Genomic DNA, 23374 nt, shown 5'->3' with positions numbered 1-23374 from the left:
TCTTGGCATGACGGTGTCATGCTCAAGGCAGACCAGATGAAGGGCAACCCGTTGTGGCGATTTGCTGCGTGTCCAAGCAAAGGGGAAGCCACGAGTGGACAGGCGACGCGGGCATTGATGGCATATGAGACTTGGGCGACAGGAGGATTGTGGGTGAACTCAGTTCCGACGGATGCTATGGATGGCGATGATCCGCCCGGGCAGGTGTCCCGGGAGGCGCTCTACGATGAGGTATGGCGCCACCCTATGCTCAGGGTGGCCGAGCGCTATGGGGTTTCGTCGAGCTTCATGGCGAGGGTCTGCACCTCCATGAACGTGCCGCGCCCGCCGCGCGGCCACTGGGCAAAGCTCGAACATGGCAAGCCAAGTCCCCAGGTACCCTTGCCTGACGCACGCCCGGGAGACCATTTGATATGGCGAAGAGGCGATGCCCCAGGGCCGGCGAGGTATCCGCTTCCCAAGCCGCCGGAGAGCCAGGTTGCCCGTCCGCGGCCACGTATTTCGCGCTCAGCGCGCCATCCCTTGGTCAGCGGTGTACGAGACCTTTTTACCAAGGGAAAGGTGATCGACAGCGGCTACCTGAAGCCTTCGCAGAGGCGCCTGGTGGATGTAGTGGTATCGGGGCCGATGCTCGACGATGCGCTGGATATGGCCAATGCCCTGTTCCTCAGGCTGGAGGCCGCTGGATATCGGGTCATGCTCGCGCCGAGCGATCGCACCTATTCCCGCGCTTCCGTTGAGGAAAGGGAGAAGCCCGGGAAGACGGTTAACAATCGTTATCCGAGCCTTTGGCATCCCACCAAGGCGACTGTTGTCTTCGTGGGCTCCGTCGCTATCGGCCTGACTCTTTTCGAGATGACCGAGGAGCTGGAGGCGCGGTACGTCGATGGGGAGTACATCCCTCTTGGCAAGCTACCGGCTGCCGAGCGACGTCGTCCGATGCCCAGTTGGAGCTGGACCACGCACAAACACTTCGCTACCGGGCGTCTGTGCCTCCAGGCATTCAGTCCTTATCCGGTCGCGGATTGGGTGTATCGCTGGCCGGAGGCCAAGGCGCGCGAACTCCGGGGACAGCTGGACGAAATAGTCGACTACCTGGCAAAGGCGGCGACCACTATTGCCGGCCTTGTCGAGGAGGGCGAGCGCCAGGCTGAGATCCGAAGGCGGGAGCAGGAAGAAGAGTGGCGGCGACTGGAGGCGCGGTGGGAGCGGGAGCGCCAGGAAAAGGCTAGGTCCGAAGCCCGACAAGAGCTGCTTGAGGCCATTCGTGCCTGGGATGACGTCCGGCGGATACAGGCATTCTTCCGCGAGGCCGAGGACGAAGCTTTGTCGCGGACTAGCGAGGAGAGGGAGGTGTTGCTGGGGCGCCTAGCCATTGCCAGGGAGCTTGTTGGGGAGATGGATACGCTTGGCATGTTGATGAAATGGCGAGGGCCAGAAGAGCGGTGAGGCACAAGTGCAAGCTGGCTTTGCTGCTCGAGTATGGCCGGTCTAATCCACTTTGATTTTTTCATGGGTTAGGTATACGTTACATTTAATTTAATTTGTTACGTATACAGAACATGGATTATTCCCTTATCACGAGGCGCCTTGGCGAGCAGATCCGGCAGCGCCGCCTGAATCGCGGTCTGACCCAGGCCAAGCTGGCGGTCTTGGCTGGCATCACCCGGCAAAAGATCATCGCCATCGAGAGGGGCGACTTGTCGGTGGGCATGATGGCCTATGCGCGCGTACTGGGAGCCCTGGACTGTGAGTTCGCGCTGGTGCCCGCTGCCATGCCGACGTTGGATGAAATCCAGGGAGTGTTTGACTGATGGCTACCGTGTTGCAGGTTTCAACGCCAGAGGGGGATAGCGGGAAGATCCTCAGCAGTGCCGGGGATTATCTGTTTCGCTACCACGAGGGAGCCCAAGAGCAGGCTGCGATCAGTTTGCTGATGCCCGTGCGCCTGGAGGAATACCGCCACCGGGAGCTGCATCCGATCTTCCAGATGAACCTGCCGGAAGGCTATGTCCTGGAACAGTTGCGCAATCGACTGGCCAAGGTGGTGAATGTCGACCCGATGTTGCTGCTGGCTCTGTCCGGCAGCAGCTCGCCTATCGGGCGAGTCGCGGTGAGCTCAGCAGAGGTCGATGCGCTCTTGCGAAGGCAGCAGTTTCCTGGGGAAAAGCTGGAAGAAATCCTGACCTGGGATGGTGCCGAGGACATTTTTGCCGGCCTGGTGGATCGTTACATTTTGCGCGCCGGAATCTCGGGCGTGCAGCCCAAGGTACTGGTGCCAGAGCAGCAGGACGCCGCGCCACAGCGTTTTACCTCGAAGACCTCCGACCTGATCATCAAGAGCGGTCGGGACGAGTTTCCGGGGTTGGCGATTAATGAGTTCCTCTGCATGTCCGTTGCCAGGGAGGCTGGGATTGCGGTGCCGGAGTTCTACCTGTCCGATAACACCAAGCTGTTCGTCATGCGCCGCTTCGACCGGGACGAGCAGCTCGATCCCATTGGCTTCGAGGACATGGCTGCATTGATGGGGCTGGCTGCGGAGCAGAAATACAGCAAGAGTTATTCGGCCATCGCCAAGGCCATCCGCCTGTTCTGCCCGCCCGAGCAGGTGCAGGGTTCATTGGCGCAGTTGTTTGCCATGGTTAGCCTGAGCTGCATCGTCGGAAATGGAGATGCCCATCTGAAGAACTTCGGGCTACTGTATTCCGACCCTACGCAGCGCGATGCGCGGCTGGCTCCGGCCTACGACATCGTCAACACCACGGCCTACATTCCAGAGGACGTATTGGCGCTGGATCTGGTCGGCAACAAGTCATTGTTCGCCTCGCGGCAGGGGCTGCTGGAGTTCGCCAAGGTGTGCGATGTGGCTCGGCCGGAGGAGGTCATTCGTGAGCAGTTACAAGCACTGGAGCGGGTGCTGGGCCGCTCGAATGAGCTGTGCGAGCAGGCTCCGAATGTGGCCGCGGCAATCCGCCAGTCTGCTGAGCCATTTATGAAAACCTTCGGCTAGATTACGTCGGCGCCTTGGATTGTATGAGCGCTGGCGATGGAGCGGATTATGAGGCCAGCACACCGCATCTGGATGGTTTCTCGTGGTCGAGAATGAGTCACTCGGAGTGACGGTTTTTCCGATTACCTAAACCAGCTCCGTGTCGCTTAGTTCGGGTTGGATAGTGCATCGATCTGGCACTTGGCGGACGTGTTGGCCTGGTTGCAGGTCAAGGGCAGCTACTCGCTGACCAGGGATTGTCAGCGCTGAGTGTTGGTGGTGCTTCGCAGCGTATTGACCCGGTGTGGGCTTGTCGGTACCTCAGGTCCTCTTGTTCAGCTTGTTCTCAGGTACCTCTGTCCTTTGGACATCCCCGGCTAATGGCCGGGCGCGCTGTCGTGCGGTGCATCGAGCCACGCTGGGCGAGTCTCGCCCCATTCGGGTTTCCATCGTTCCCTCACTGCGTTCGGCTGATGCTTTCGGCCCGGCTACGCAGGGCCTGCGCGCTGCGCTTGCGTGGCGTCTGCGCTAACGCTGTGGCCGTTGCCTGTCGATCCGCCTTTCCCTGACTTCATCACCTTGTCGCGACTGTAGCCCGCAGCCTTGAGCCGTCAAGGCGCGCCGGGCCGTGTCCTCGGCTGCGCCTGCGGGCCGCACCTACCCGGCGCTTGTCTCCTTTGACGGCCCCCGTCCGCGCGCTCCTGACCGTCGCGGGCGATGAACTCAGGAAAGACGGTGGCAACGAGGCCGGCCCAGGTCTCCGCGCCGACCCCACCGGAAGAGCCGAAAGCGGGCTCCGAATCTAGGAATCCGGTGATGGTTTTTGACAGCAATCCTTGTCAGGAGAACGACCATGCAACTTGCTTCCCGCTTCTCGTACCGCTCCCCGGTGCTGCGCTCGGAATCCCCCTTGTCGGATGAGCAGATTCGCGCCGTGGCCCCGTCCATCTTCGCCGAGGCCCCGCACGAAAGCCGCTCCGAGCGCTACAGCTACATCCCGACCGCGACCGTGCTGCAGGAGCTGCGCGGCGAAGGCTTCGAGCCCTTCATGGTGTGCCAGACCCGTGTGCGCCGGGATGACCGGCGCGACTTCACCAAGCACATGATCCGGCTGCGCCACGCCAGCCAGATCGACGCCCGAGGCGAAGCCAACGAAATCATCCTGCTGAACTCGCACGACGGGACGAGCAGCTACCAGATGCTCGCCGGCATGTTCCGCTTCGTCTGCCAGAACGGTCTGGTCTGCGGCGACACCGTGGCGGACGTGCGCGTGCCGCACAAGGGCGACGTGGCCGCCCAGGTGATCGAGGGCGCCTACGAGGTGCTGCACGGCTTCGAACAGGCACAGGCGTCCCGCGAGGCCATGCGCGCCGTCAGGCTGGACGGCGGCGAGGCCGAAGTCTTCGCCCGTGCCGCACTCGCCCTCAAGTATGACAACCCCGACAAGCCTGCACCGATTGCCGAGCGGCAGGTGTTGGCCCCGCGCCGTCTCGACGACAACCGCGCCGACCTATGGAGCGTGTTCAACCGCACCCAGGAAAACCTCATTCGCGGCGGCCTGCTCGGTCGCGGCGGCAACGGGCGTCGTCAGCGCACCCGCCCTGTGCAGGGTATCGACCAGGACCTGCGCCTGAATCGTGCCCTGTGGCTGCTGGCCGATGGCCTGCGCCAGTTGAAAGCCTGAACCTCTCCGGAGGGGCTGTCAGGCAAGTGGCCCCTCCGTTTCAACCGCAGATTATGTTCACGCGTCACACCATGAGTGACCAGCTACCGCTGAAACCGAGAGCAGCATAGTTGCGCTCAGTTTGGGTTCCCAGGGAAAAGCGTTGTGACTCTTTGATCGACATGCAGTACGATATTTACCAGCCGCGTCCTGCTGAACCTACTGCCGGGTTAAACGACGTTCTTCTGCTTCACCTCTCGCGACCGTGCCTATTCCCATAGGTCGATGCGTAATCGGCAGACATCGACCAGTTATCAAGGAACTTGGCATGTCTGTTTCTACTTTTTTCGTTTCTGAAGCCTCTCTGCGTAATCTCAAGCAAGGTGCTCAGCGCCGCGGCCGCGCATTGGGTATCTCTTCCTCTCACCTTAGCGAAGCCATTGCGGCCTCGTTGGGATACAAGACCCATGCAGCCCTGCGTGCTGCCCTTGCAGGTCATTCGACAGCCGAGGCGCAAAAGCCGAGCAATGGCCAGTTGGTTCAGCGCTTGAGGCAACTGGGTTATGACGCTCCCGAAAATCTGGAGTTGTTGCCGGAGCTTGATCGCTCCTATTCCCCGTTCAAGAGTTTCCCTCTGAGAGCGAAGCGGGGTGTGCGTTGGTGGGCGTGGCGCAACTTGATGGTGGCGGCGATCAATGCTGGTCTCGAACAGCGCCTGTTTGGGCTTACTCCGAGTGATAACTGGTGGCCCGGTGGAGCCCCTGATAGCCACAAATGTGTGCGTAGCAGCTATCGCTTTGTCATCGATGGGGAGCCGGCCATTGCCAGTGTGGATGCTATCAGCGGTGACGAGCTTTCCATCAGCGTCGTCCTCAAGCCCAAGAGGGATGACATTCAGCCAGAGTGGTACTGCGGCCTCCGCGATGGTGATGCCGTGGCGCATGGGTGGCTGGAGCGTCGCCTGGGTGCGTGGATTCAGGACGGCGGCGAGAGTTTCAGTTGCAAACGTGCGATGCAGTCACGTATTGCCGAGCTAGCGATTGACCCCGCCGGTTATTCGGATCAAGGCAGCTTCTTCATGTAGCAACTGAGGAGTAAGTAGCCCAAAGCCGGGCGTGTCGGCGCATGCGCCGTCGGGCTTTCGGGCTACGCCCCGTGCCGGCTTTGCCGTCACGGCCATTCGGCTTTAATCCCTCACGCCTTCGCGCCTGTGGCGCTGCGCGCTCTGCTTGCACATTTCAGGTGAAATGCCTCGCCGCAATGGGAGCGGGCTACGTTCTGGCTTGCTGCGACAGGTTGTGCATGCGCATACCGTCCTCGATGCTGACGGTTCGTTGTTCCAGGTCGCGAAGGACGGGCCACGGACATGCCGCACGGCCACGCTATGGCGCTTCCAGTCCACGCCTCAAGCCTGTTGCCGCAGGATGCGGCAAGGGCGTTCTCGCCTGTCGTCGGGGGTGTTGGCCTTACCCGCGTCAGGGTGCAGGCCGGTGAAGCCGTCACGCGGGGATACCGAGTCGGCCCTGTCTCCTTCCGGGGCGGTTCGGCCCGGTGCGTCCTTGGCTTGTCGTGAATCCTGTCGGTGGCACGGCTGCGCCTCGGGCTTCATGGCCGCAACCGTCCAACGCAAACAATTTCCCCTCCGCTGTGCGGATTCCTCGCCCACAAATTCTGTGCGCCTCCTGGTCCTCCACGCTGTTGCGGCCGCTGCGCGGTGCGGCCAGCCCGTCCACCGCCTGCCGGATAACAACAAGGACGCGATGGGCGCGACCTTGGTTACCCCGCAAGGAGAAATCATCATGGCCAACATCGGCACCTTCACCGCTCAGAATGACGGCTTCATTGGCACGGTCCGCACCCTGACGCTCAACGTCAAGGTCAAGTTCGTCCCCAACGACAGGAGCGGCGAGAACGCCCCCGTCTACCGCATCCAGGCGACCGGCGGCTACGACATCGGCGCGGCCTGGAAGAAAGTCAGCCAGGCCGAGCGGCCCTACCTGTCCGTGACCCTCGACGATCCTTCGTTCCCGGCGACGATCTACGCCCGGCTGATCGAGGAGGAGGACGGTACGCACAACTTGATCTGGTCGCGCAGCAAGTCGGCGGCCTGACGGCCACCTCGGTGCCCCGCCCGTTGCGGCGGGGCGTTGTCGCAGGACTACGCCCTGGAGGCGGCGAGCTGGCTTTCCGTCGCAGCCATCAACACCGCTGTACTGCAATCGAGCGCACCGGCGATCTTGAAGATGATCGCCAGCGTTGGCATGTGCTCGCCACGCTCGACCTTGCCCATGTGCGAGCGCTCGACGCCAGCCAGGTTCGCCAGCGACTCCTGCGCGATGCCGCGCTCCATACGTAGCGCGCGCACCGCCGCGCCGAAGGCTTGTGCCAGCTCTGCATCGAAGGTGGTGGTGCCGGCTGGTCGGCCAGGCTGGACGGATCGCTTCTGCATAGACAGAAGCGTCCGATCGAGGGAGAATCAAAACCACGTTATCTTTAACTCATTGCACGATATTTCCGACGCTTTCGTGCTTTTACGGAAACCCGCATCGGCGGATTTCATCAGAACCACAGAGGTGCATCCGTGTCTCTCCTGATTGGCGCAATGCCGATTTCACGCCTTGGTGCCTTTGCGAATTCGCTGGCATGCGCATCCGTTTCTCTGAACGAATGCACGAATCCGCATCGGCGGATTGGTGAGTCGGTGCGAAAGCACCTCTGTGTATCCACGCCTGCAGGCAGGGCGAGGGTGCATTCCGGCATGCGGCCATGATCCTCTCGCTCATCACCGAGACGGAGCGCGCACAGATGTTGGCGAACGGCCGCGCCCAGGCGGTGGGCCAAGCCATCGACCCATTGCCGGTGGTGCGCTTATTCACGCCCGACGCGCATGTGACCTGGCTCCTGGCTTCACTCGATCCGGTCGATGGAGACATGGCCTATGGTCTCTGCGATGTGGGGATTGGCATGCCCGCGCTGGGCACTGTGAAGCTATCCGAGCTGGTGTCCATCGTCGGGCCGCTCAAGCGTCCGGTCATGCGCGACCTGTACTTCCGGGCGACGCGCACGCTGTCGGAGTACACGCGGCTGGCGCAGCTCAACGGCTCGATCATGGACTGACCGATCTGACCTACCCCACCCAGGTCGTCTGGGGACACTGTGATCGACACGATCCGAGTCCAGATCGTCTCGGTCTTAATCGGCACTATTGCACTAAGACGCTACAAGCCTGATCCAATCGATCATGATGGCCGCCGCTCAAGACTGCAGGCTGTGCCTGGCGCCGTACCAATGATGGACGGCGGCGCTGTCGCATTCGGACGATCCGCGTAACGCTTCGGAGTCAATCGGTCTTGATGCTGTCGTTTGACGTATTTCCACCTACTGCTGTGTCGAGGATGCGCTGACCGCGCGTTGCGAGCCCGTGGCGACGAACCCTGTGCAAAGGGAGGTTGCCCCATGGCCGATTACGACGCCGAGCATTGGTATCCCACCGCCGCTTATCTCTACGTCCTGCACCTGGATGACCTCGCCCTGGCCTGGGAGTACCTGCGCCGGAACCCTGAATACCGCCGCGACTGGCTCGATCGCCAGCACCGGCCCGAAGCGCCGCAACGCTGGGGATTGCGTCTGCTGGAAAACCCGAGCCTGGACGCGCGTGACGCGCATCCGGTCTGGTTTCCCGACCACCCGGAACTGATCCATCTGTATCCCGATGTCGACCCCATGCCTGACTCCGTGGCGTTCGACTTCTGGCGCCTCCCTGGCAGCAAAGGCCTGGTCCATGATGGCCGGCGCCTGCTGCTGACGACGCGCTGGCCGGGCTGCTGCATGCGCCTGGCCGTGGCGCCCGGTCTGGAGCAGGGCATGGCCTATGTCCACGCCGTCCGGGCCTGCGCCAGCCCCTGCGCACGTTCCTGCGCCCTCATGGCCGAAATGGACAAGCTGGCAGAGGCCGCCGATGCCGCACCGCTCGCGGTGGTTCGGTGCCGACCCGGCCCGACTGCGCTGCTGGAGCTGCATACCCTGCAAGCACTCGACGCCACCCTGGCGGGGGCATCCTTGCGCGAGGTGGCCGCGGGGCTGTTCGGCCCGGCGGCGGTGGCCGACGGCTGGCACGCCGATGGTGGCCTGCGCTCGAAGGTGCGTCGTCTGGTGCGGCGCGGCCGGGAGCTGATGCACGACGGCTATCGTCGCCTGGCACAGCTCGACAGGCGCGAGGAGGGCCGTTCGACACAGCCCGCAGAACGACCCTGAGCAGGCCTCCAAGCCTTTCTGAGACTGCCTCCATCCGGCTGCTCTGGTGTGGCCGGACTGTCCTGAACGATGGAGGCTCACCCCATGCGACCCGCTCCCGTGCGACCCGCTGCCGCCCACGCCAAGTCCCTGCAACCCGCCGCCACAGCCCAGCCGCAGCGCTACCTGACCAACGACGAGGCGGCCACCTACCTGCGCCTGTCGCCGCGCACGCTGGAAAAGCAGCGTGTGATCGGCGGCGGCCCGCGCTTTCGCAAGTTCGGCCGGCGCGTCATGTACGCCGTCGCCGATCTCGATGCCTGGGCCGACCAGCACAGCTTCGAGGCCACCTCCGATCCCGAGTACGCTGAGCAGCACTCGGCCGACAGCCGTGCGCGCTGATCGGCGGCTCGCCGGAGGCCATCGCCATGCCCAGCTCGGCGCCGGAGCGGGAACAGCTCGACCTGTTCCGTTCCTTGCCGGGCGAAATGGCGCCGCGCGACAGCCAGGACCTGATGGCCTACCCGTTCTTCTCGCTGGCCAAGTCGCGGCGCACCACGCCGATCGACTTCCGCTCCGGCGGCGTCACCGTGCGCGTGGAGGGCACGCGGGAACATGGCATCGCTACGATCTGGGATGCCGACGTGCTGATCTGGGCCGCCAGCCAGATCGTCGCGGCGCGCAACGCGGGCCTGCACCCGTCTCGCCTGATGCGCGCCACGCCCTACGAGATCCTGCGCTTCATCGGGCGCGGAGTGTCGCTGCGCGACTACCAGCGCCTCAAAGCCGCCCTGGATCGCCTGCAGTCGACCACGGTGGCCACCTCCATCCGCGAGACCAGCGGCCGGCGCCTGCACCGTTTCTCTTGGATCAACGAGTGGAAGGAGCTGGCCGACGCCCGCGGCATCCCACAGGGCATCGAGCTGATCCTGCCGGACTGGTTCTACGCGGGCGTGCTGGACGCCGCCCTGGTGCTGACGATCGACCCGGCGTATTTCCGGCTCACCGGCGGCATCGAGCGCTGGCTGTACCGCCTGGTGCGCAAGCATGGCGGCAAGCAGCCGGACGGCTGGCAGTTCGACTTCCGCCACCTGCACCGCAAGTCGGGCAGCACAGCCAGGTTCTGCGACTTCGCCTGCGACCTGCGCGCCCTGGTGGCGCGGCAGTCGCTGCCCGGCTACGTGCTCGGTATCGAGCGCATACCGGAGGCCAGCACGGAGTTGCTGACGTTCCGGCCCGTGTCGCCCACGGCACGGGGATAAGCGCGGTAAAACCTGTGAATGGGCTCGTGCTATCAGGCGTACGGAGTATCGTGCTATCGGGCGTATCACTGTCGTGCTATCAGGCGTGCAAAATCCTCCGCAGGCCAGAGCCTGCGCGGGATCCAGTCTCCCTTAACTTCTCTAACTTAAAAGCTCTAACTTTTTGTAGAGGCGCGCTGTTTCGGTGGACAACCAAGAAACGGCACGGTCAGGCCGGCTTTCCAGCAGGGAGGGCCGCGCCATGATCATCGCCTTGCTCAACCAGAAAGGCGGCGTCGGCAAGACCACGCTCGCCACCCACATCGCGGGTGAGCTCGCGCTGCGCGGTGCGCAGGTCATCCTGCTGGACGCCGACCCGCAGGGTTCATCGTTGGACTGGACGCAACGGCGCGCCCAGCAGGGCTTGCCCAGGCTGTTTAGCACTGTGGGCCTTGCCCGCGAAACGCTGCACCAGGAAGCGCCCGAACTGGCCCGTCGCGCCGATCACGTGATCATCGACGGGCCACCGCGCATCGCCGCCCTGGCGCGCTCCGCGCTGCTGGCGGCCGAGCGCGTGCTGATCCCGGTGCAGCCCAGCCCCTACGACCTTTGGGCCAGCGCCGAGATGGTCGCGCTGATCCGCGAGGCGCAGGTATTCCGCCCGCAGCTAGCCGCGGCCTTCGTCATCAACCGGCGCGTCAGCACCACCATCATTGGTCGCGAGGCACGTCAGGCCCTGGCCGATCAGCCGCTGCCGGCGCTGCGTGCGGAGGTGCGCCAGCGCATCGTATTCGCCGACAGCGTGGCCGCCGGGCGACTCGCTCGTGAGACGGCGCCGGACAGCGCCGCCGCGCGGGAGATCACTGCGCTGGTCGACGAACTGCTGCGGTGGACGACATGACCCGCGAGCGCGGCAAACGCACGGTCATCGGCGCGCGTCCGCCGGCTAATCCGCACGCCGAGGCGTGGGTGCGCCAGGGTGACGCCGGGAGCCTGCAGAAAGGTGACCTCTACACCGCGCGCCTGACCCTCGACATTACGCCCGCCATGCGCGCCCGCATCAAGGTCTCGGCGTTCACCCAGGGAGTAACTGTCGCCGATCTGCTGCGCGCACTGCTGGAGCGCGAGTTCCCGGAGAAATCCCCATGAACGCCCGGCTTTCGGAGGCCACGGCTGCGCCGCCGCCGTCGCTCGCAGTGCTAGCCGGCCAGACTGACGCGGCGCAGCTGACCCGCGTGTCGCTCGCCTATGTGGAGCAGCGCATCAAGCTCTACCTACGTTTTGGCGAGCCGGCGTGTATTACCCGTTTGGATGGCTGGCGACGTGTCGCGGCGTTCCTGCCGGGCGCTGTCTTCTGCCGCATCCGCTGGCAGGCCAACGACTACGGCACGATTTGCTGGCAACTCATGGTGATGCAGGCCTGCACACCACTGGACACCGTGCAGCGCATCCCCGGCGTGCTGCCTGGCGCGCGCCTGCTGCTGCGTACCGACGGCGAAAACACGGTGCGCGCCGTGCTTGAACGCATCGACGCCATCGAGGCGCTGGGCATCGTACCCGTCGCCGCATCGCCCGAGTACTGGCGCACGCTGGGCAACCGGCTCGCGGCACGCTCGCCACTGCCCGACTACACCGCCGAGCGGCACGCCGCCTGGCTCGCCGGGAGAGCATTGTCGTGACCATCATTTCCACGACAAGCCTCGCACCGCGTCCTCGCTCGCGCCTGTGCGCTCGTATCGTCCTTGCGGGGCTGTCCGCCGTCGGCCTTGTTGCGCTGGCATGGGCGTCCGTCGTGCAGCCGCTGCCGCGCCTGATCTACAACTCGTCCGACAGCGTTCCGGTCGGCTGGTATCGCGTCGAACCGCTTCAGCCCCGGGCCGGCTCGCTGCCACGTCCGTTGTCCGTGGACAGCATCGTCCTGGTCCGGTTGCCTACCGACGCTACCGTACTTGCTGCGCAGCGCGGCTACCTCCCGGCGCAAATCCCTCTGCTCAAGCGCGTGGGCGCAGTTGCGCCGCAACACGTCTGCGTCGTCGCCGGCCAGGTACGCATCGACGGCGTGTTGGTGGCCACCGCGTTGCCTGCCGATCGCCTGGGCCGGTCGCTGCCATCCTGGCGGCATTGCCGATCGCTGATCGAGGACGAGCTGTTCCTGCTGAGCGTGACCAACCCGGCGTCGTTCGACAGCCGCTACTTCGGGCCGGTCAGCACATCCGCCGTGATCGGCGTCGCGCGCCCGATCTGGTCGGAGATACATCCATGATGGTCGCCGATTCGCTGCTGCTGCCGTGTCGTCGCATGTGCAGCGCGAGCGCATCCGCACCACGCTTCGCACAACATCCGGCGCAGCTGTCCTGCGTGCAGCTGTCTTGCCTCGAACGCGTCCGGCCTGCGGTCATTGGCGCATTCGCAGGCGGACTGGCTGCTGGTGCAGCAGAGCCGCCTGGTCGCCGAGGCCAGGGGGCAGGGGGCAGGGCAGAGCAAAAGCGGAAGGCAAGACAAAAGGGGGAGGCACCTGCTCGCCCGCGACACCAGTCTGCACGTGGGGGAGGAGCGGCACGGCGCGGCTTCGCCGCCGTGCCGTGTGCGACGCGCAACACGCGCCGATGCTGGCATACCCGTGTGCTTCACACGCCAGGACACGCCCTGGCTCGACGAGGGAACAGCCATGAGCGACCGGAGTGACGACGATTTCCGCATACGCCCCAGCGCCCCGAAGAACCGGGGCAAGGGCTTTGTCTCCAAGGTGCTCAAGCAGGTCGGCAAGGCCGGTGGCAAGTCGGCTGTGCGGCGCCCAGCACTGGCCAGTGGCAAGGGACAACACGCTGGTCAGCGGCCCAGCTCGCGCCTGGGGCGTGGGTACACGGCGACGCGCTTCGTGGGCACCTCACTTACGCCACTCTCGCGCCGGGTGACCATCAAGACCCTGCTGGTCAACCAGCGCCAGGCCAGCCCACGGTCGCTGGCCAAGCACCTGCGCTACATCGAACGCGACGGCGCCGGCCGCGACGGCGAACCGGGCCGCGCTTATGGGCCGCAGGCGGACGAGGCCGACCTCGGCGCATTCATAGAGCGCTGCCAGGACCACCGGCACCATTTCCGCTTCATCGTCGCGCCAGAGGATGGTGCCGAGCTGGACGACCTACGCACCTACACCCGGCATCTGATGGGGCGCATGGAGGCCGACCTGGGCACGCGGCTGGACTGGGTGGCGGTGGATCACTGGAACACCAATAACCCGCATACCCACATCGTCCTGCGCGGGCACGACGACACCGGCAAGGACCTCATCATCGCCGGCGATTACATCACCCACGGCTTCCGCCACCGGGCCGCCGAACTTGCCACCGAGTGGCTGGGGCCGCGCACCGAGTTGGAGATCCAGCAGACCCTGCAACGTGAGGTCGAGCAGGAGCGGTGGACGAGTCTGGATCGCACACTGAAACGTGAGGCTGGCGACGATGGCCAGATACATGTCGAACGCCTCAACGAGCCCCGTCACCAACGCCAGCGCCTACTGCTGATCGGCCGCCTGCAACGCTTGCAGCGCCTGGGGCTGGCCGACGAGACACAGCCCGGCACCTGGGCCGTCCAAGCGGACGCGGAAAGGACGTTGCGCGCTCTGGGCGAGCGTGGCGACATCATCCGTACCCTGCAGCGCGCCATGGGCGGCCAGCCGCGTGAGCTGGCGGTGTTCGAGCCGGGAGATGAGGGGCGTGCCGTGATCGGCCGGGTGACCGCCAAAGGGCTGGCCGACGAGCTGCGTGACCGGGGGTATCTGGTCATCGACGGTATTGATGGCAAGGCCCATTACGTCGTGCTCAATGCTCGCGACGAGCTGGCGAACTACCCCATAGGATCGGTGGTGGAGGCGCGCGGCTCGGCCGAGATACGCGCAGCCGACCGCACCATCGTCGCGCTGGTGAGCGATGGCCTGTATCGCACCGACCATCACCTGGCGGTTGCTCAGGGTCAGGCAAAGGCTGGCCGCGATCCGCAGGAGGTGGTGGCGACTCACGTCCGCCGGCTGGAAGCCCTGCGTCGTGCAGGTATCGTGGAGCGTGTGGCTGAAGGGCTGTGGAAAGTGCCCGGCGATTTGCCCGAGCGTGGCCGCCAGTACGACGCGGGGCGCCTAGGGGGCGTTGCTGTGGAGCTGAAATCGCACCTGCCGATTGAACGACAGGCCCGTGTGATTGGTGCCACTTGGCTGGATCAGCAACTGATCGGCGGTGGGCGAGGGCTGGGTGACCTCGGATTCGCTGGTGAGGTGCGACAGGCCATGCAGCAGCGTGCCGATTACCTAGTTGAGCAAGCCCTGGCAAAAAGACAAGGTCAACGTGTAATCCTTGCTCGCAACCTACTGACGACGTTACGCGACCAGGAGCTAGTCCAAGTTGCACGAAACATAGCAACCGAAACGGGGTTAGAGCATCGGCCTGTGCAAGAGGGGCAGCGGTTTGCCGGTATATATCGGCGTAGCGTCATGCTCGCTAGCGGACGATTTGCACTGATCGAGGATGAACTGTGTTTCAGCCTAGTTCCTTGGAAGAGGGTGATAGAGCGCCACTTAGGCCGATCAGTTTCAGCCTTGGTCAACGGGCGGGGAGTGACTTGGGATGTAGGTAGAACCATGGGTCGATAGTTGCGTTGGTCTGGGCCGGCTGTGGACATATTTCGAACCAGAGGGCGCGTGAGTTTTGGCTGACTTGGCTTGTGCCTCATCTGTAGTACCGTGGGAACGCATGGCGTTATTCAGTTCAATGAAGCGACTCAAGCTTCAGAGAACGCTTTCAGGGGGGGGGGTATTGACGAATACCTCGCTGGAGTCATTTCTGTGTGATGTCTTGATTGCGAATCTGCGGCCTCCGAAGGGACATCCCCTTCATCGGAGGCGCTATGAAATCAAAAACAATAAAAGCGAGAGGGCGGCAACCCATACTGCTGCCGCTGGTATCCCTGACCCTGGCCTCACAGGCCCAGGCTCTGACTTTCAATATCGGGGAGATCGAGGGGAGTTTCGACAGTACCCTCTCCATCGGCACCAGTTGGGCTGTGCGCGATCCGGACCGGGACTTCGTCGGCGTCGGTAACGGCGGCACGGCGTCGACCTTGTCGTCGGACGATGGGCGGCTCAACTTCAAGAAGGGCGATGTGATCTCCAATATTTTCAAGGGAGTTCACGACCTCGAACTCAAGTACGGCGACTCCGGCGTATTCCTGCGCGGTAAGTACTGGTACGACTTCGAGCTGAAGGACGGCCACCAGCGACTCTACGACATCGATGACAGTGGGCGTGACCGCAGCGCCAAGGCGTCTGGCGCGGAGTTTCTCGATGCCTTCGTTTACACCGGTTACCAGATCGGCGACCTGCCGGGCACTGTGCGCCTGGGCAAACAGGTAGTCAGTTGGGGGGAGAACCTGTTCATCCGGGGCGTCAATCAGATCAACCCCATTGATGTCGCTGCCTTCCGCCGCCCTGGAGCGGAAATCAAGGAGGGCCTCATTCCGGTCAACATGTTCTATATCGGCCAGGATTTGGCCAGCAACCTGTCCATGGAGGCCTTCTATCAACTCCAGTGGGACAAGACGGTCGTCGACAACTGCGGCACCTTCTTTTCAGGCACTGACGTGGTCGCTGATGGCTGCAACGACCGCAACGTGATTTCCGGCAGTGACTACAACCCGAACAATTCGGGCAACCAGGTGGTGCCTCGCCTGAAGGACCGGGATGCCCGGGATGGTGGGCAGTATGGGTTGGCCCTGCGCTGGTTCGTTCCCCAACTGAACGATACCGAAGTTGGCCTCTATGCCATGAATCTGCACAGCCGGATGCCGGTGTACAGCATGGTCAACAGCTCGGTGCTGGATCCCAGCGATCCTCGCTTCGATCCCAATCTGGTCGGCAACTCCCCAAAGGCTGGCTACCTCATCGAATACCCCGAGGACATGCGCCTATATGGCCTGAGCTTCCAGACCACGCTGGGCAGCACATCGGTTTCCGGCGAGTTCAGCTATCGCCCGAACATGCCGTTGCAGCTCAACAGCACCGACCTGACTTTCGCTGCTCTGGGGCTGGACTCCGTCACCGGTCTGCCGCCCGCCTGGGGTGGCGTGGGGCAACCTGTCAGCCCCGAGGTCATCCAGAACGGTCCGCTGCACCCCGGCGCCTACATGGCAGGCTACAAGCGCATGCCGGTTAGCCAGGTTCAACTGGCGGCGATCCACTTCATCGATCAGGTTGCTGGTGCCGATCGCCTGACCCTCCTGGGCGAGGTGGCCTACAACCGGATCAACGGCCTCAAGAGCGGACCGGGTGAGCTGCGTTTCGGGCGTGATTCCATCTATGGCTACGGTGAAGTCGGCGTACCGGGCCTGTGCGAGAACCTGCTGAACACCGATAACCCGCGTGAATGCAATGGCCATGGTTTCTACACCCATAGTTCCTGGGGCTATCGCCTGGACGGAAGCCTCGAATACAGCAACGTCCTGGCCGGTATAAACCTCACCCCTGAAATCGCCTGGTCCCATGATGTGGACGGCTATGGTCCCAACTTCAACGAGGGGGCCAAGTCGGTGTACCTGGCGCTCAATGCCAGTTACCGAAACCGCTACAACGCCTCGCTTTCCTATACCGACTTCTTCGGTGGCAGCTACAACCCGACCACCGACCGCGACTATGTCGCCGCCAGCTTCAGCGCAAGTTTCTAATTCAAGGATAAACGCCATGAAAGTGCATTTGTGGTTTTCGGCCTGCGCTCTGGCCTTTGGCTGCTCGAATCTGATGGCAGCCGACTTCACCGGTCTTACGCCCCTGGGTGCTGAAAAGGCTGGCAACAAGGAAGGCACTATCCCAGCCTGGACCGGTGGGTTGCCGACCAATGCGGCGAGTGTCGACAGCAAGGGTTTCCTGTCCAACCCTTTCGCAGGTGAAAAGCCACTCTTCGTGATCACTGCGCAGAATGCCGAGCAGTACCGGACGCATCTGAGCGAGGGGCAGATGGCAATGTTGCGCCGCTATCCGGAAACCTATCGGCTGCCTGTCTACCCGACTCATCGCACGATGGCCTTGCCCGAGCGCCTGTACGAGGCTGCGGCAACCAATGCCAAGGTCGTCAAGCTGGGGGCGGATGGCCTGAGCATCGAGAACTTCACGACCAGCTATTACCCTTTCCCGATCCCTAAAACCGGTGCCGAGGTGATCTGGAACCATGAGGCCCGGTATCACGGCGGCAACTTCCGGCGCTGGATCACCCAGGTCACGCCCCAGGTGAACGGGGATTTCACCCCCGTGCATTTCGAAGAGGAAATTGTCGAGCCAGCCCAGGTGGAGGGCCTCGAGCCGGAGCGTGCGCGCAATCTGTTGCAACTGTTCAAACAGCGGGTCACCGCGCCGGCGCGCATGGCAGGAAACGTACTGCTGGTGTACGAGACCCTCGACCAGGTGAAGGAGCCGCGTTTGGCCTGGGTCTACAACGCTGGCCAACGACGCGTGCGACGTGCCCCCCAGGTCGCCTACGACGGGCCGGGCACTGCCGCCGATGGGCTGCGCACCACCGACAACTTCGACATGTTTGGTGGAGCGATGGATCGCTACGACTGGAAGTTGCTGGGCAAGCGCGAGGTGTATATCCCTTACAACAGCTACGAGCTGGACTCACCCAAGCTCAAGTACGACCAGATCATCAAGGCGGGTCATATCAATCAGGACCTGACTCGTTATGAGCTTCACCGGGTCTGGGTCGTCGAGGCCACCCTCAAAGAGGGACAACGCAACATCTACGCCAAGCGTGTGTTCTATGTCGACGAGGATAGCTGGCAGATCGCCCTGGCCGACCATTACGACGGACGTGGCCAACTTTGGCGAGTCGGCGAAGGGCATGCCCAGCAGTATTTCGACCACCAGACCATGGGCTACACCCTTGAAGCGTTGTACGACTTGCAGGCTGGACGTTACCTCGCACTCGGCATGAAGAACGAGGAAGTGCGCAGTTTCGAATATGGCTTCAAGGCCCAGATGAGCGATTTCACGCCCTCGGCGTTACGTAAGAGTGGCGTGCGCTGAGGCGGGGTTAAGGGCCTCGGCCCAGCAGAAAAATCAATCGCAAACAGGCAGGAGAAGCCAATGAAGGTCTTATCAATCGGTGGTGGCGGCGGCATGGGAAGGACCACCGCCCGTACCGCTCTGGGGTTTCAATTCGTAGAGAAAATCGTACTGGCCGGGATCGACTACGAGAGGGCAGCGCGCTTTGCACGTTCTCTGGATGACCCACGCATCAGTGCGATCTCGCTGGATATCACCGACGAAGAGAGCCTGCGCCAGGCTATCCGTCAGTGCGACATAGTGCTCAACTCATCGGGTCCCTTCTTCCGCTTCGGCTTGCCGGTGCTCCGTGCCGCCATTGCCGAAGGCAAACACTATTGCGATATCTGCGACGACTGGGAACCGACCCTGGACATGATCGGCCTCCATGAGGAGGCCCAGAGCAAGGGCGTCACCGCAGTCATCGGTCTCGGCGCCAGTCCCGGTATCGCCAACTTGCTGGCGGTCAAGGCGGCAGAACAACTGGACGAGGTGCATGAGCTCTATTCGGCGTGGCGTCTGTCCAACGCCCATAACGAAGACGATGGGTTCTTCGACGAGGGCGAGTCGAATACAGATGCCGCCGCTGTCCATCTGGTCCACTGCCTGACGGAGAAGATCCCGTTGGTACGCAATGGCGCAGTCGAAGAGCGCCTGCCTCTGGAGCACTGCCGCATTGATTACCCTGGCCATGGCGAGCTGGACATCTGGTCCATCGGCCATCCCGAAGCAGTGACGCTGCCTCGCCACTACCCCGGTTTGCGCAATTGCCTGAATGGCATGCTCGGCGTCGACGGGATTATCGACGACTTGCGCCAATTGGCCGATCAGGTTCGTGCCGGTGCGATGAGTCTGGAGCAGGCCGCCGCCTTGCTGACGAGCGACGGTGGTCGAGAAAAACGTCGGCAGCGCCTGCAGGAAAACGAAGCCCCCGATGCCCCGGGCATACTGGCCTTCGCCGCTGGTCTCAAGGATGGTCGTCCGGCTCGCGCAGGCGCTCGCTTGAAACGCGTGCCGGGTGGTGGCATGAACGCTGTCACCGGGATTCCCCATGCGCTGTTCCTGCCATTGCTGCGGCAGGGGGCTATCAAGGGGGCTGGGGTATTTGCCCCGGAGCAGGCGGTGGATGCAGATGCATTCTTCGCCTTGCTGGATGGTTTCGCCGAAGGGCGGGACTGTGGTCTGAGCGTGACATTCGCCCATTGATACTGGCGAGAGGAGGGGACGTGACCAAGGCTGATGAAGTACCGAAGGAAACCGGCCTGATCGTGCGTCCCCGTTTGCTGGAAAAGCTTGCCAGCGGGCCGCGCATCCGCCTGCTGCTGGCTCCGGCCGGGTTCGGCAAGAGCGAACTGGCTCGCCAGTTCGCTGAACGTGCTGCCTTCGATCCATTGCTCTGGCTCGAACTGCACGGCGCGGAAACTAGCGTTGAGCAACTCGGCGCCCGGGTCGCTGAGTCGCTCAATCTACACAGTGATTCCATCGAGGCAATCGAGGACGCTGTGAAGCGTCAGCAACAAGGCCTCATCGTGCTGGATGACTACTGCCCGAGCAAAGCCACCGACCAATGGCTTGAAAACCTGTTCGTACATTGTCCCGCCACTCTCCAGTGGTTGATTTGTAGCCGCCATCGTCCCTCCTGGAAAATCGGCAAGTGGCTGCTGGCCGGCGACCTTCTGCTGCTGGAAGGAGAAGAGCTGGCGATGACTGCAAGCGAGATGGAGCTTTTACTCCGCCAACTGGCGGTGAGCAGGGGCGTCTCCGGGGCGGATCTACATCGGCAGAGCGATGGCTGGGTTGCCGGCACACGCCTGTACCTGCTGTCCCTGCAATCATCCGGCCGAAGGGCCAATGGCCAACTGCACCGTAACCCGCTGGTGCAGGAATATCTCGACAACGAAGTGCTTGAATGCTTGCCGGCGGAGATGTTCTCGCTCATGCCGAGCATTGCCCATGCCCCCTTCGTCGATGCCCCTCTCTGTGCGTTTCTTGCCAACGATCCTCTGGCCTTGCGCAAGTTGTTGGGGCAGCAAGCCTTCCTGCGCCGCCTGCCCGGAACCCAGGATCGCTTCTCGCTATTCACTCCGCTCAAACGGCTCCTCCTGGAGCGCTATCCGGATCAGAACGAGCCCTTGCTAGCCGCCTGCAACTGGCTGCAACTGGCAGGACTGCACGTCGAAGCGTTTCGTTATGCCTTGGCCATCCAGGACACCGCTCGCGCGCTGGTCTCCGTTGGACAGATCTCGGCGCGAGACCTGTACGCCGGACAGAACCTGAACTACCTCCTGGAGGGCATCGATCAACTTGGCTCCACCTGGATCGAACAGCATCCGCAGGCCCTGGAGATCGTCGCCAGAGCCCTGCTGCTTGGTGGGCGGCTGGAGCAGGCCGAATGCACCATACGGCTCATTGACGAAGACGAACGTAGCGACCTGCGCCTAGCCCTGGACGCTGAGCTGGCCCTCCACCAGGGACAGGCGCAGAGGGCGCGGGAACTCGGCTTCCAGGCTCTTGACGGCCTGGCGCAAAGCGGACTCTGGGCACAGATGATCCTGTGCTTTTCTTGCCTGACCCGCGCCAGCCTGGCCGTGGGCGACATAGAAACGGCGAAGCGTCTGCAGCATCAAGGTCTGGAGCTATCCCGCCGCAAGGGCGAAGCACTCTTCGAGTGCCTGCTGATGCTGGACCAGGCCCAGATCGAGGAGCTGGCCGGCAACCTACCCCAGGCCCTGCGGGTACTCGATCAACTCGCTCAGCTTTTGGCTCAGGGGTCAGGCTCAGCGTTGTTGCAGGGAGGAGAGCTGATCCGCCGAGGCTGGCTACTGATACTGACAGGCCAGGAGCAGCAGGCTCGCCATACCCTGGAAGAGGGGCTGCTTCTCACTCAAGAGATCCGCAGCCCGGTAGCCTTCTACGCCCATGCATTGCTTGCGCAGCTCGACGCAAACAGCGGCGATTTCGTTTCCGCACAGCAGCGTCTGACGGATGCACAGAGGTTGATGCATTCCTGGAATGTCGCCGAGATACTCTATCGAAGCGTCCTGAGCGTCGGTACGGCCAGGGTCTGGCTAAGGAGCCAGCACCACGGCTCGGCCAACCAACTGCTGTCTCGTCTGCGCGAGCAGTACGAGGGCGAACTGGCCTTGTCTCCACCTAGTTCCTTCCCTGAGTTACATGCCCTGATGGGCTTTCTACAGGCCGAGGCCCTGTGTTCCCGAGGGGCGCTCGGCGAGGCCGGCCAACTGCTTGACGCGGTGCTGGATTGGGCAAAGGGCAATGCTTTCGAGGTCATCGTCTGCCAGGCCTTGTACGCACTGGGTGAAGTTCGCCGGCTGAGGGGCGACATGCCCCAGGCGGAACGATTCCTCGCCTCGGCGGCGGCAATGGCGCTCCGCCAAGGTCAGCACAACCTGCTCACAGGCCTCCAAGCGGAAAAAACCGAGCTTGGGCTGCATGCCCCCCAGGCCGTGAACACTCCGCCAGCTACCCAGGTGGAACTGTTGAGTCCGCGAGAGTTGGCAGTACTCGGGCTGATCGCCAAGGGCTACGCCAATAGCGAGATAGCCACAATCCTCTCGCTTTCTCTGCATACCGTGAAAACTCACGCCAAGCACATTAACGCGAAGCTGAAGGTCAGCAACCGGACGATGGCAGTGGCTCGTGCCAAGGCGCTAGGCCTGCTGCTCTGACCCAAAAGGAAACGACATGTCCCGCTCCCTGCACTTGCCATCGTGGTACTTTGCGCCTGCCTACGGTCTTGGCAGCTTCGGCCCCGCCATCTTTATCCTGACGCCCCAGGTGCTGCTGCTGTTCTTCATGACCGAGACCCTGGGCATCCCCGCTGGCATGGCCGGTGGCGGACTACTGATCCCGAAGGTATGGGAACTCGTCAGCGATCCGCTGATTGGCCGATGGTCCGACCGCCTGAACAGCCGCTGGGGACGCCGCCGCCCCCTGATGGCCATTGGAAGCCTGGCCTTTCTTATTGCCTTCGCCCTGATGTTCGCGCCGCCGAGTTTCGCGGATTGGCGCTATTCGCTGGCCTGGGTGATAGCGTTCTACACCCTCACGTCCACAGCCTATTCGCTGTTCACTGTTCCCTACGCGACCCTGCTCGCTGAGGCCACTGACGATCCGCATGCTAGAACCCGGGTTGCTGCTTGGCGCAGTGGTTTCCTTGCCATCGGCTTCGTCCTCGCCGGAAGCCTGGCGCCTTGGCTTGTGGGGGCGGGGGGAGGGGGCGAGAAGGGCTATACACAGATGGGAATCCTCGTAAGCCTGATCGCTTTTGCTGGAATGGCTGGCGCGGTAGTTGGTACCGGCGGTATCCCTGCACACAGACATATCGCACATCCGCCAAGAAACATGCTGGCACCGTTCAGCAACAAGGCGTTCACATGGTTGTGGTTGGGATTCATCGTGCAGATGGTCTCTGTGAGTATCTGCACAGCAATGTTGCCATTTTACGATAAGTATTGGCTGGGAAATAAAGAAAGCACCATCCCCAGCATCTTCGCTGGCATGGCTCTGCTCACAGTCGTTACTACTTGGTGCTGGACTTTACTGTCGAGGCGTATAGGCAAACACCGAGCCTTTGTTGTGGCCACAGTGCTCTACGCATTAGCAACCGCATCTTTATGGCTCGTTATGTACGGTGAGGTCGGTTTAGCATTTGCAATCATCCTCTTCGGCATAGCCAATGCTGGCCAACAGCTATTTTGCTTCGCTATCGTTCCAGACATTATCGCGCTGCAGCGAGCGAAGACGGGAATTTCCGAGGAGGGTGCCTTCACTGGGCTTTGGATATGGGGAGAGAAAGTTGGCTTGGCTATAGGTGCTGGGCTGAGTGGTCTGGTATTGCAGCTAGTTGGGTTTCAGCAGGGCGCGGGTTTCCAGACGTTGGAGCAGAGTGAGACCGCATTGCATGGGATTCTGTTGATGGCCACTTTGCTACCGGCGCTGGTTTGCTTGTTTTCGATACCAGCGTTGCTGTGCTCCGCTAAAGCTATGTCTGGGCAAAGCGGGTCTGACCAGTCTCCGAGCACGAGGCAGCAAGGCACGGGGGTAGCATCTGGACACCTTTAAAAATCTGGGGTTTTCAGTCTATATACGACGTGGGTCGGGTATCAAAGTCCGTTATTGTCCTATTCACGATGGCGGTCGGGGGC

General features: G+C 62.7%; 21 protein-coding genes and 1 pseudogene. 21 read left to right on the top strand and 1 reads right to left on the bottom strand.

Features of this window, described 5'->3' with window-relative positions:
* The first annotated feature begins 561 nt into the window (after nt 1–561).
* From J5M67_RS19430 to J5M67_RS19405, 7 genes and pseudogenes are all read left to right on the top strand, one after another.
* Complete coding sequence (locus tag J5M67_RS19430) at nt 562–1449, top strand: hypothetical protein (RefSeq protein ID WP_207886964.1); 888 nt, start codon at nt 562–564, stop codon at nt 1447–1449.
* A 113-nt stretch (nt 1450–1562) separates the two neighbouring features.
* Nucleotides 1563–1814: a helix-turn-helix transcriptional regulator gene (locus J5M67_RS19425; protein ID WP_128696136.1), complete on the top strand. Its 252-nt coding sequence runs from the start codon at nt 1563–1565 to the stop codon at nt 1812–1814.
* Nucleotides 1814–3010, top strand: coding sequence for a type II toxin-antitoxin system HipA family toxin (locus tag J5M67_RS19420; RefSeq protein WP_207886963.1), 1197 nt, complete (start codon nt 1814–1816; stop codon nt 3008–3010). The genes J5M67_RS19425 and J5M67_RS19420 overlap by 1 nt, the downstream gene beginning before the upstream one ends.
* 162 nt (nt 3011–3172) lie before the next feature.
* A pseudogene (locus J5M67_RS29855) lies at nt 3173–3244 on the top strand (DNA-binding protein); the annotation flags it as partial.
* Between the two features lie 598 nt (nt 3245–3842).
* Nucleotides 3843–4673 carry a DUF932 domain-containing protein gene (locus J5M67_RS19415; protein WP_207886962.1) on the top strand — a complete coding sequence of 277 codons (831 nt, stop codon included), beginning with the start codon at nt 3843–3845 and terminating at the stop codon, nt 4671–4673.
* A gap of 307 nt (nt 4674–4980) precedes the next feature.
* Complete coding sequence (locus J5M67_RS19410; RefSeq protein ID WP_207886961.1) at nt 4981–5736, top strand: hypothetical protein; 756 nt, start codon at nt 4981–4983, stop codon at nt 5734–5736.
* 715 nt (nt 5737–6451) lie between these two features.
* On the top strand, nt 6452–6763 hold the full coding sequence (locus J5M67_RS19405; protein ID WP_207886960.1) for a DUF736 domain-containing protein: 312 nt from the start codon (nt 6452–6454) through the stop codon (nt 6761–6763).
* A gap of 47 nt (nt 6764–6810) precedes the next feature.
* Here the strand turns inward: J5M67_RS19405 and J5M67_RS19400 are convergent, their stop codons facing one another.
* The gene (locus tag J5M67_RS19400; RefSeq protein WP_043545592.1) at nt 6811–7101 is read right to left on the bottom strand and encodes a helix-turn-helix domain-containing protein; all 291 of its coding nucleotides are present in this window, start codon (nt 7099–7101) and stop codon (nt 6811–6813) included.
* 317 nt (nt 7102–7418) lie between these two features.
* On the opposite strand from J5M67_RS19400, the gene J5M67_RS19395 reads away from it, so the two are divergent.
* From J5M67_RS19395 to J5M67_RS19330, 14 genes are all read left to right on the top strand, one after another.
* A complete protein-coding gene (locus J5M67_RS19395; RefSeq protein WP_207886959.1) occupies nt 7419–7769 on the top strand; it encodes a DUF2958 domain-containing protein in 351 nt (116 codons plus the stop codon).
* Nucleotides 7770–8108: 339 nt separating this feature from the next.
* Nucleotides 8109–8906, top strand: a complete 798-nt coding sequence (locus tag J5M67_RS19390) for a DUF2285 domain-containing protein (protein WP_207886958.1) — start codon at nt 8109–8111, stop codon at nt 8904–8906.
* Between the two features lie 84 nt (nt 8907–8990).
* Nucleotides 8991–9287: an AlpA family transcriptional regulator gene (locus J5M67_RS19385; RefSeq protein WP_207886957.1), complete on the top strand. Its 297-nt coding sequence runs from the start codon at nt 8991–8993 to the stop codon at nt 9285–9287.
* A gap of 26 nt (nt 9288–9313) precedes the next feature.
* A complete protein-coding gene (locus J5M67_RS19380) occupies nt 9314–10147 on the top strand; it encodes a replication initiator protein A (protein WP_207886956.1) in 834 nt (277 codons plus the stop codon).
* Nucleotides 10148–10388: 241 nt separating this feature from the next.
* Nucleotides 10389–11027 carry a ParA family partition ATPase gene (gene parA, locus J5M67_RS19375; protein WP_151163692.1) on the top strand — a complete coding sequence of 213 codons (639 nt, stop codon included), beginning with the start codon at nt 10389–10391 and terminating at the stop codon, nt 11025–11027.
* The gene (locus J5M67_RS19370; RefSeq protein WP_207886955.1) at nt 11024–11275 is read left to right on the top strand and encodes a chromosome partitioning protein ParB; all 252 of its coding nucleotides are present in this window, start codon (nt 11024–11026) and stop codon (nt 11273–11275) included. Before parA ends, J5M67_RS19370 begins: the two co-directional genes overlap by 4 nt.
* Nucleotides 11272–11805 (top strand): DUF2840 domain-containing protein, encoded by a 534-nt coding sequence (locus tag J5M67_RS19365; RefSeq protein WP_207886954.1) that lies wholly within the window; start codon nt 11272–11274, stop codon nt 11803–11805. The genes J5M67_RS19370 and J5M67_RS19365 overlap by 4 nt, the downstream gene beginning before the upstream one ends.
* The gene (locus J5M67_RS19360) at nt 11802–12389 is read left to right on the top strand and encodes a S26 family signal peptidase (RefSeq protein WP_207886953.1); all 588 of its coding nucleotides are present in this window, start codon (nt 11802–11804) and stop codon (nt 12387–12389) included. The genes J5M67_RS19365 and J5M67_RS19360 overlap by 4 nt, the downstream gene beginning before the upstream one ends.
* A 405-nt stretch (nt 12390–12794) precedes the next feature.
* Entirely contained in the window at nt 12795–14768 is a 1974-nt protein-coding gene (locus J5M67_RS19355; protein WP_207886952.1) for a relaxase/mobilization nuclease and DUF3363 domain-containing protein, read from the top strand.
* A gap of 254 nt (nt 14769–15022) precedes the next feature.
* Nucleotides 15023–16834 (top strand): DUF1302 domain-containing protein, encoded by a 1812-nt coding sequence (locus J5M67_RS19350; protein ID WP_207886951.1) that lies wholly within the window; start codon nt 15023–15025, stop codon nt 16832–16834.
* Between the two features lie 73 nt (nt 16835–16907).
* Nucleotides 16908–18188, top strand: a complete 1281-nt coding sequence (locus tag J5M67_RS19345; protein ID WP_230392395.1) for a DUF1329 domain-containing protein — start codon at nt 16908–16910, stop codon at nt 18186–18188.
* Between the two features lie 60 nt (nt 18189–18248).
* Complete coding sequence (locus J5M67_RS19340) at nt 18249–19412, top strand: saccharopine dehydrogenase family protein (RefSeq protein WP_207886950.1); 1164 nt, start codon at nt 18249–18251, stop codon at nt 19410–19412.
* Between the two features lie 20 nt (nt 19413–19432).
* On the top strand, nt 19433–21895 hold the full coding sequence (locus J5M67_RS19335; protein WP_207886949.1) for a LuxR C-terminal-related transcriptional regulator: 2463 nt from the start codon (nt 19433–19435) through the stop codon (nt 21893–21895).
* Nucleotides 21896–21911: 16 nt separating this feature from the next.
* Nucleotides 21912–23291 carry an MFS transporter gene (locus J5M67_RS19330; protein WP_207886948.1) on the top strand — a complete coding sequence of 460 codons (1380 nt, stop codon included), beginning with the start codon at nt 21912–21914 and terminating at the stop codon, nt 23289–23291.
* The last annotated feature ends 83 nt before the right edge of the window (nt 23292–23374 follow it).

This window comes from Pseudomonas sp. 30_B, assembly GCF_017491605.1.
In the GTDB taxonomy this organism is placed as follows: domain Bacteria; phylum Pseudomonadota; class Gammaproteobacteria; order Pseudomonadales; family Pseudomonadaceae; genus Pseudomonas.
The sequence above is the reverse complement of the archived record's forward strand: the minus strand, read 5'-3'. Positions and strand labels throughout refer to the sequence as shown.

What these genes read in the sequence shown, in the direction of transcription:
- J5M67_RS19365 (WP_207886954.1), top strand. Translation starts at nt 11,272, where the DNA reads ATGAACGCCCGGCTTTCGGAGGCCACGGCTGCGCCGCCGCCGTCGCTC.
- J5M67_RS19370 (WP_207886955.1), top strand. Translation starts at nt 11,024, where the DNA reads ATGACCCGCGAGCGCGGCAAACGCACGGTCATCGGCGCGCGTCCGCCG.
- J5M67_RS19395 (WP_207886959.1), top strand. Translation starts at nt 7,419, where the DNA reads ATGATCCTCTCGCTCATCACCGAGACGGAGCGCGCACAGATGTTGGCG.
- J5M67_RS19425 (WP_128696136.1), top strand. Translation starts at nt 1,563, where the DNA reads ATGGATTATTCCCTTATCACGAGGCGCCTTGGCGAGCAGATCCGGCAG.
- J5M67_RS19415 (WP_207886962.1), top strand. Translation starts at nt 3,843, where the DNA reads ATGCAACTTGCTTCCCGCTTCTCGTACCGCTCCCCGGTGCTGCGCTCG.
- J5M67_RS19400 (WP_043545592.1), bottom strand. Translation starts at nt 7,101, where the DNA reads ATGCAGAAGCGATCCGTCCAGCCTGGCCGACCAGCCGGCACCACCACC.
- parA (WP_151163692.1), top strand. Translation starts at nt 10,389, where the DNA reads ATGATCATCGCCTTGCTCAACCAGAAAGGCGGCGTCGGCAAGACCACG.
- J5M67_RS19390 (WP_207886958.1), top strand. Translation starts at nt 8,109, where the DNA reads ATGGCCGATTACGACGCCGAGCATTGGTATCCCACCGCCGCTTATCTC.
- J5M67_RS19345 (WP_230392395.1), top strand. Translation starts at nt 16,908, where the DNA reads ATGGCAGCCGACTTCACCGGTCTTACGCCCCTGGGTGCTGAAAAGGCT.
- J5M67_RS19420 (WP_207886963.1), top strand. Translation starts at nt 1,814, where the DNA reads ATGGCTACCGTGTTGCAGGTTTCAACGCCAGAGGGGGATAGCGGGAAG.
- J5M67_RS19380 (WP_207886956.1), top strand. Translation starts at nt 9,314, where the DNA reads ATGCCCAGCTCGGCGCCGGAGCGGGAACAGCTCGACCTGTTCCGTTCC.
- J5M67_RS19410 (WP_207886961.1), top strand. Translation starts at nt 4,981, where the DNA reads ATGTCTGTTTCTACTTTTTTCGTTTCTGAAGCCTCTCTGCGTAATCTC.
- J5M67_RS19350 (WP_207886951.1), top strand. Translation starts at nt 15,023, where the DNA reads ATGAAATCAAAAACAATAAAAGCGAGAGGGCGGCAACCCATACTGCTG.
- J5M67_RS19405 (WP_207886960.1), top strand. Translation starts at nt 6,452, where the DNA reads ATGGCCAACATCGGCACCTTCACCGCTCAGAATGACGGCTTCATTGGC.
- J5M67_RS19355 (WP_207886952.1), top strand. Translation starts at nt 12,795, where the DNA reads ATGAGCGACCGGAGTGACGACGATTTCCGCATACGCCCCAGCGCCCCG.
- J5M67_RS19385 (WP_207886957.1), top strand. Translation starts at nt 8,991, where the DNA reads ATGCGACCCGCTCCCGTGCGACCCGCTGCCGCCCACGCCAAGTCCCTG.
- J5M67_RS19330 (WP_207886948.1), top strand. Translation starts at nt 21,912, where the DNA reads ATGTCCCGCTCCCTGCACTTGCCATCGTGGTACTTTGCGCCTGCCTAC.
- J5M67_RS19340 (WP_207886950.1), top strand. Translation starts at nt 18,249, where the DNA reads ATGAAGGTCTTATCAATCGGTGGTGGCGGCGGCATGGGAAGGACCACC.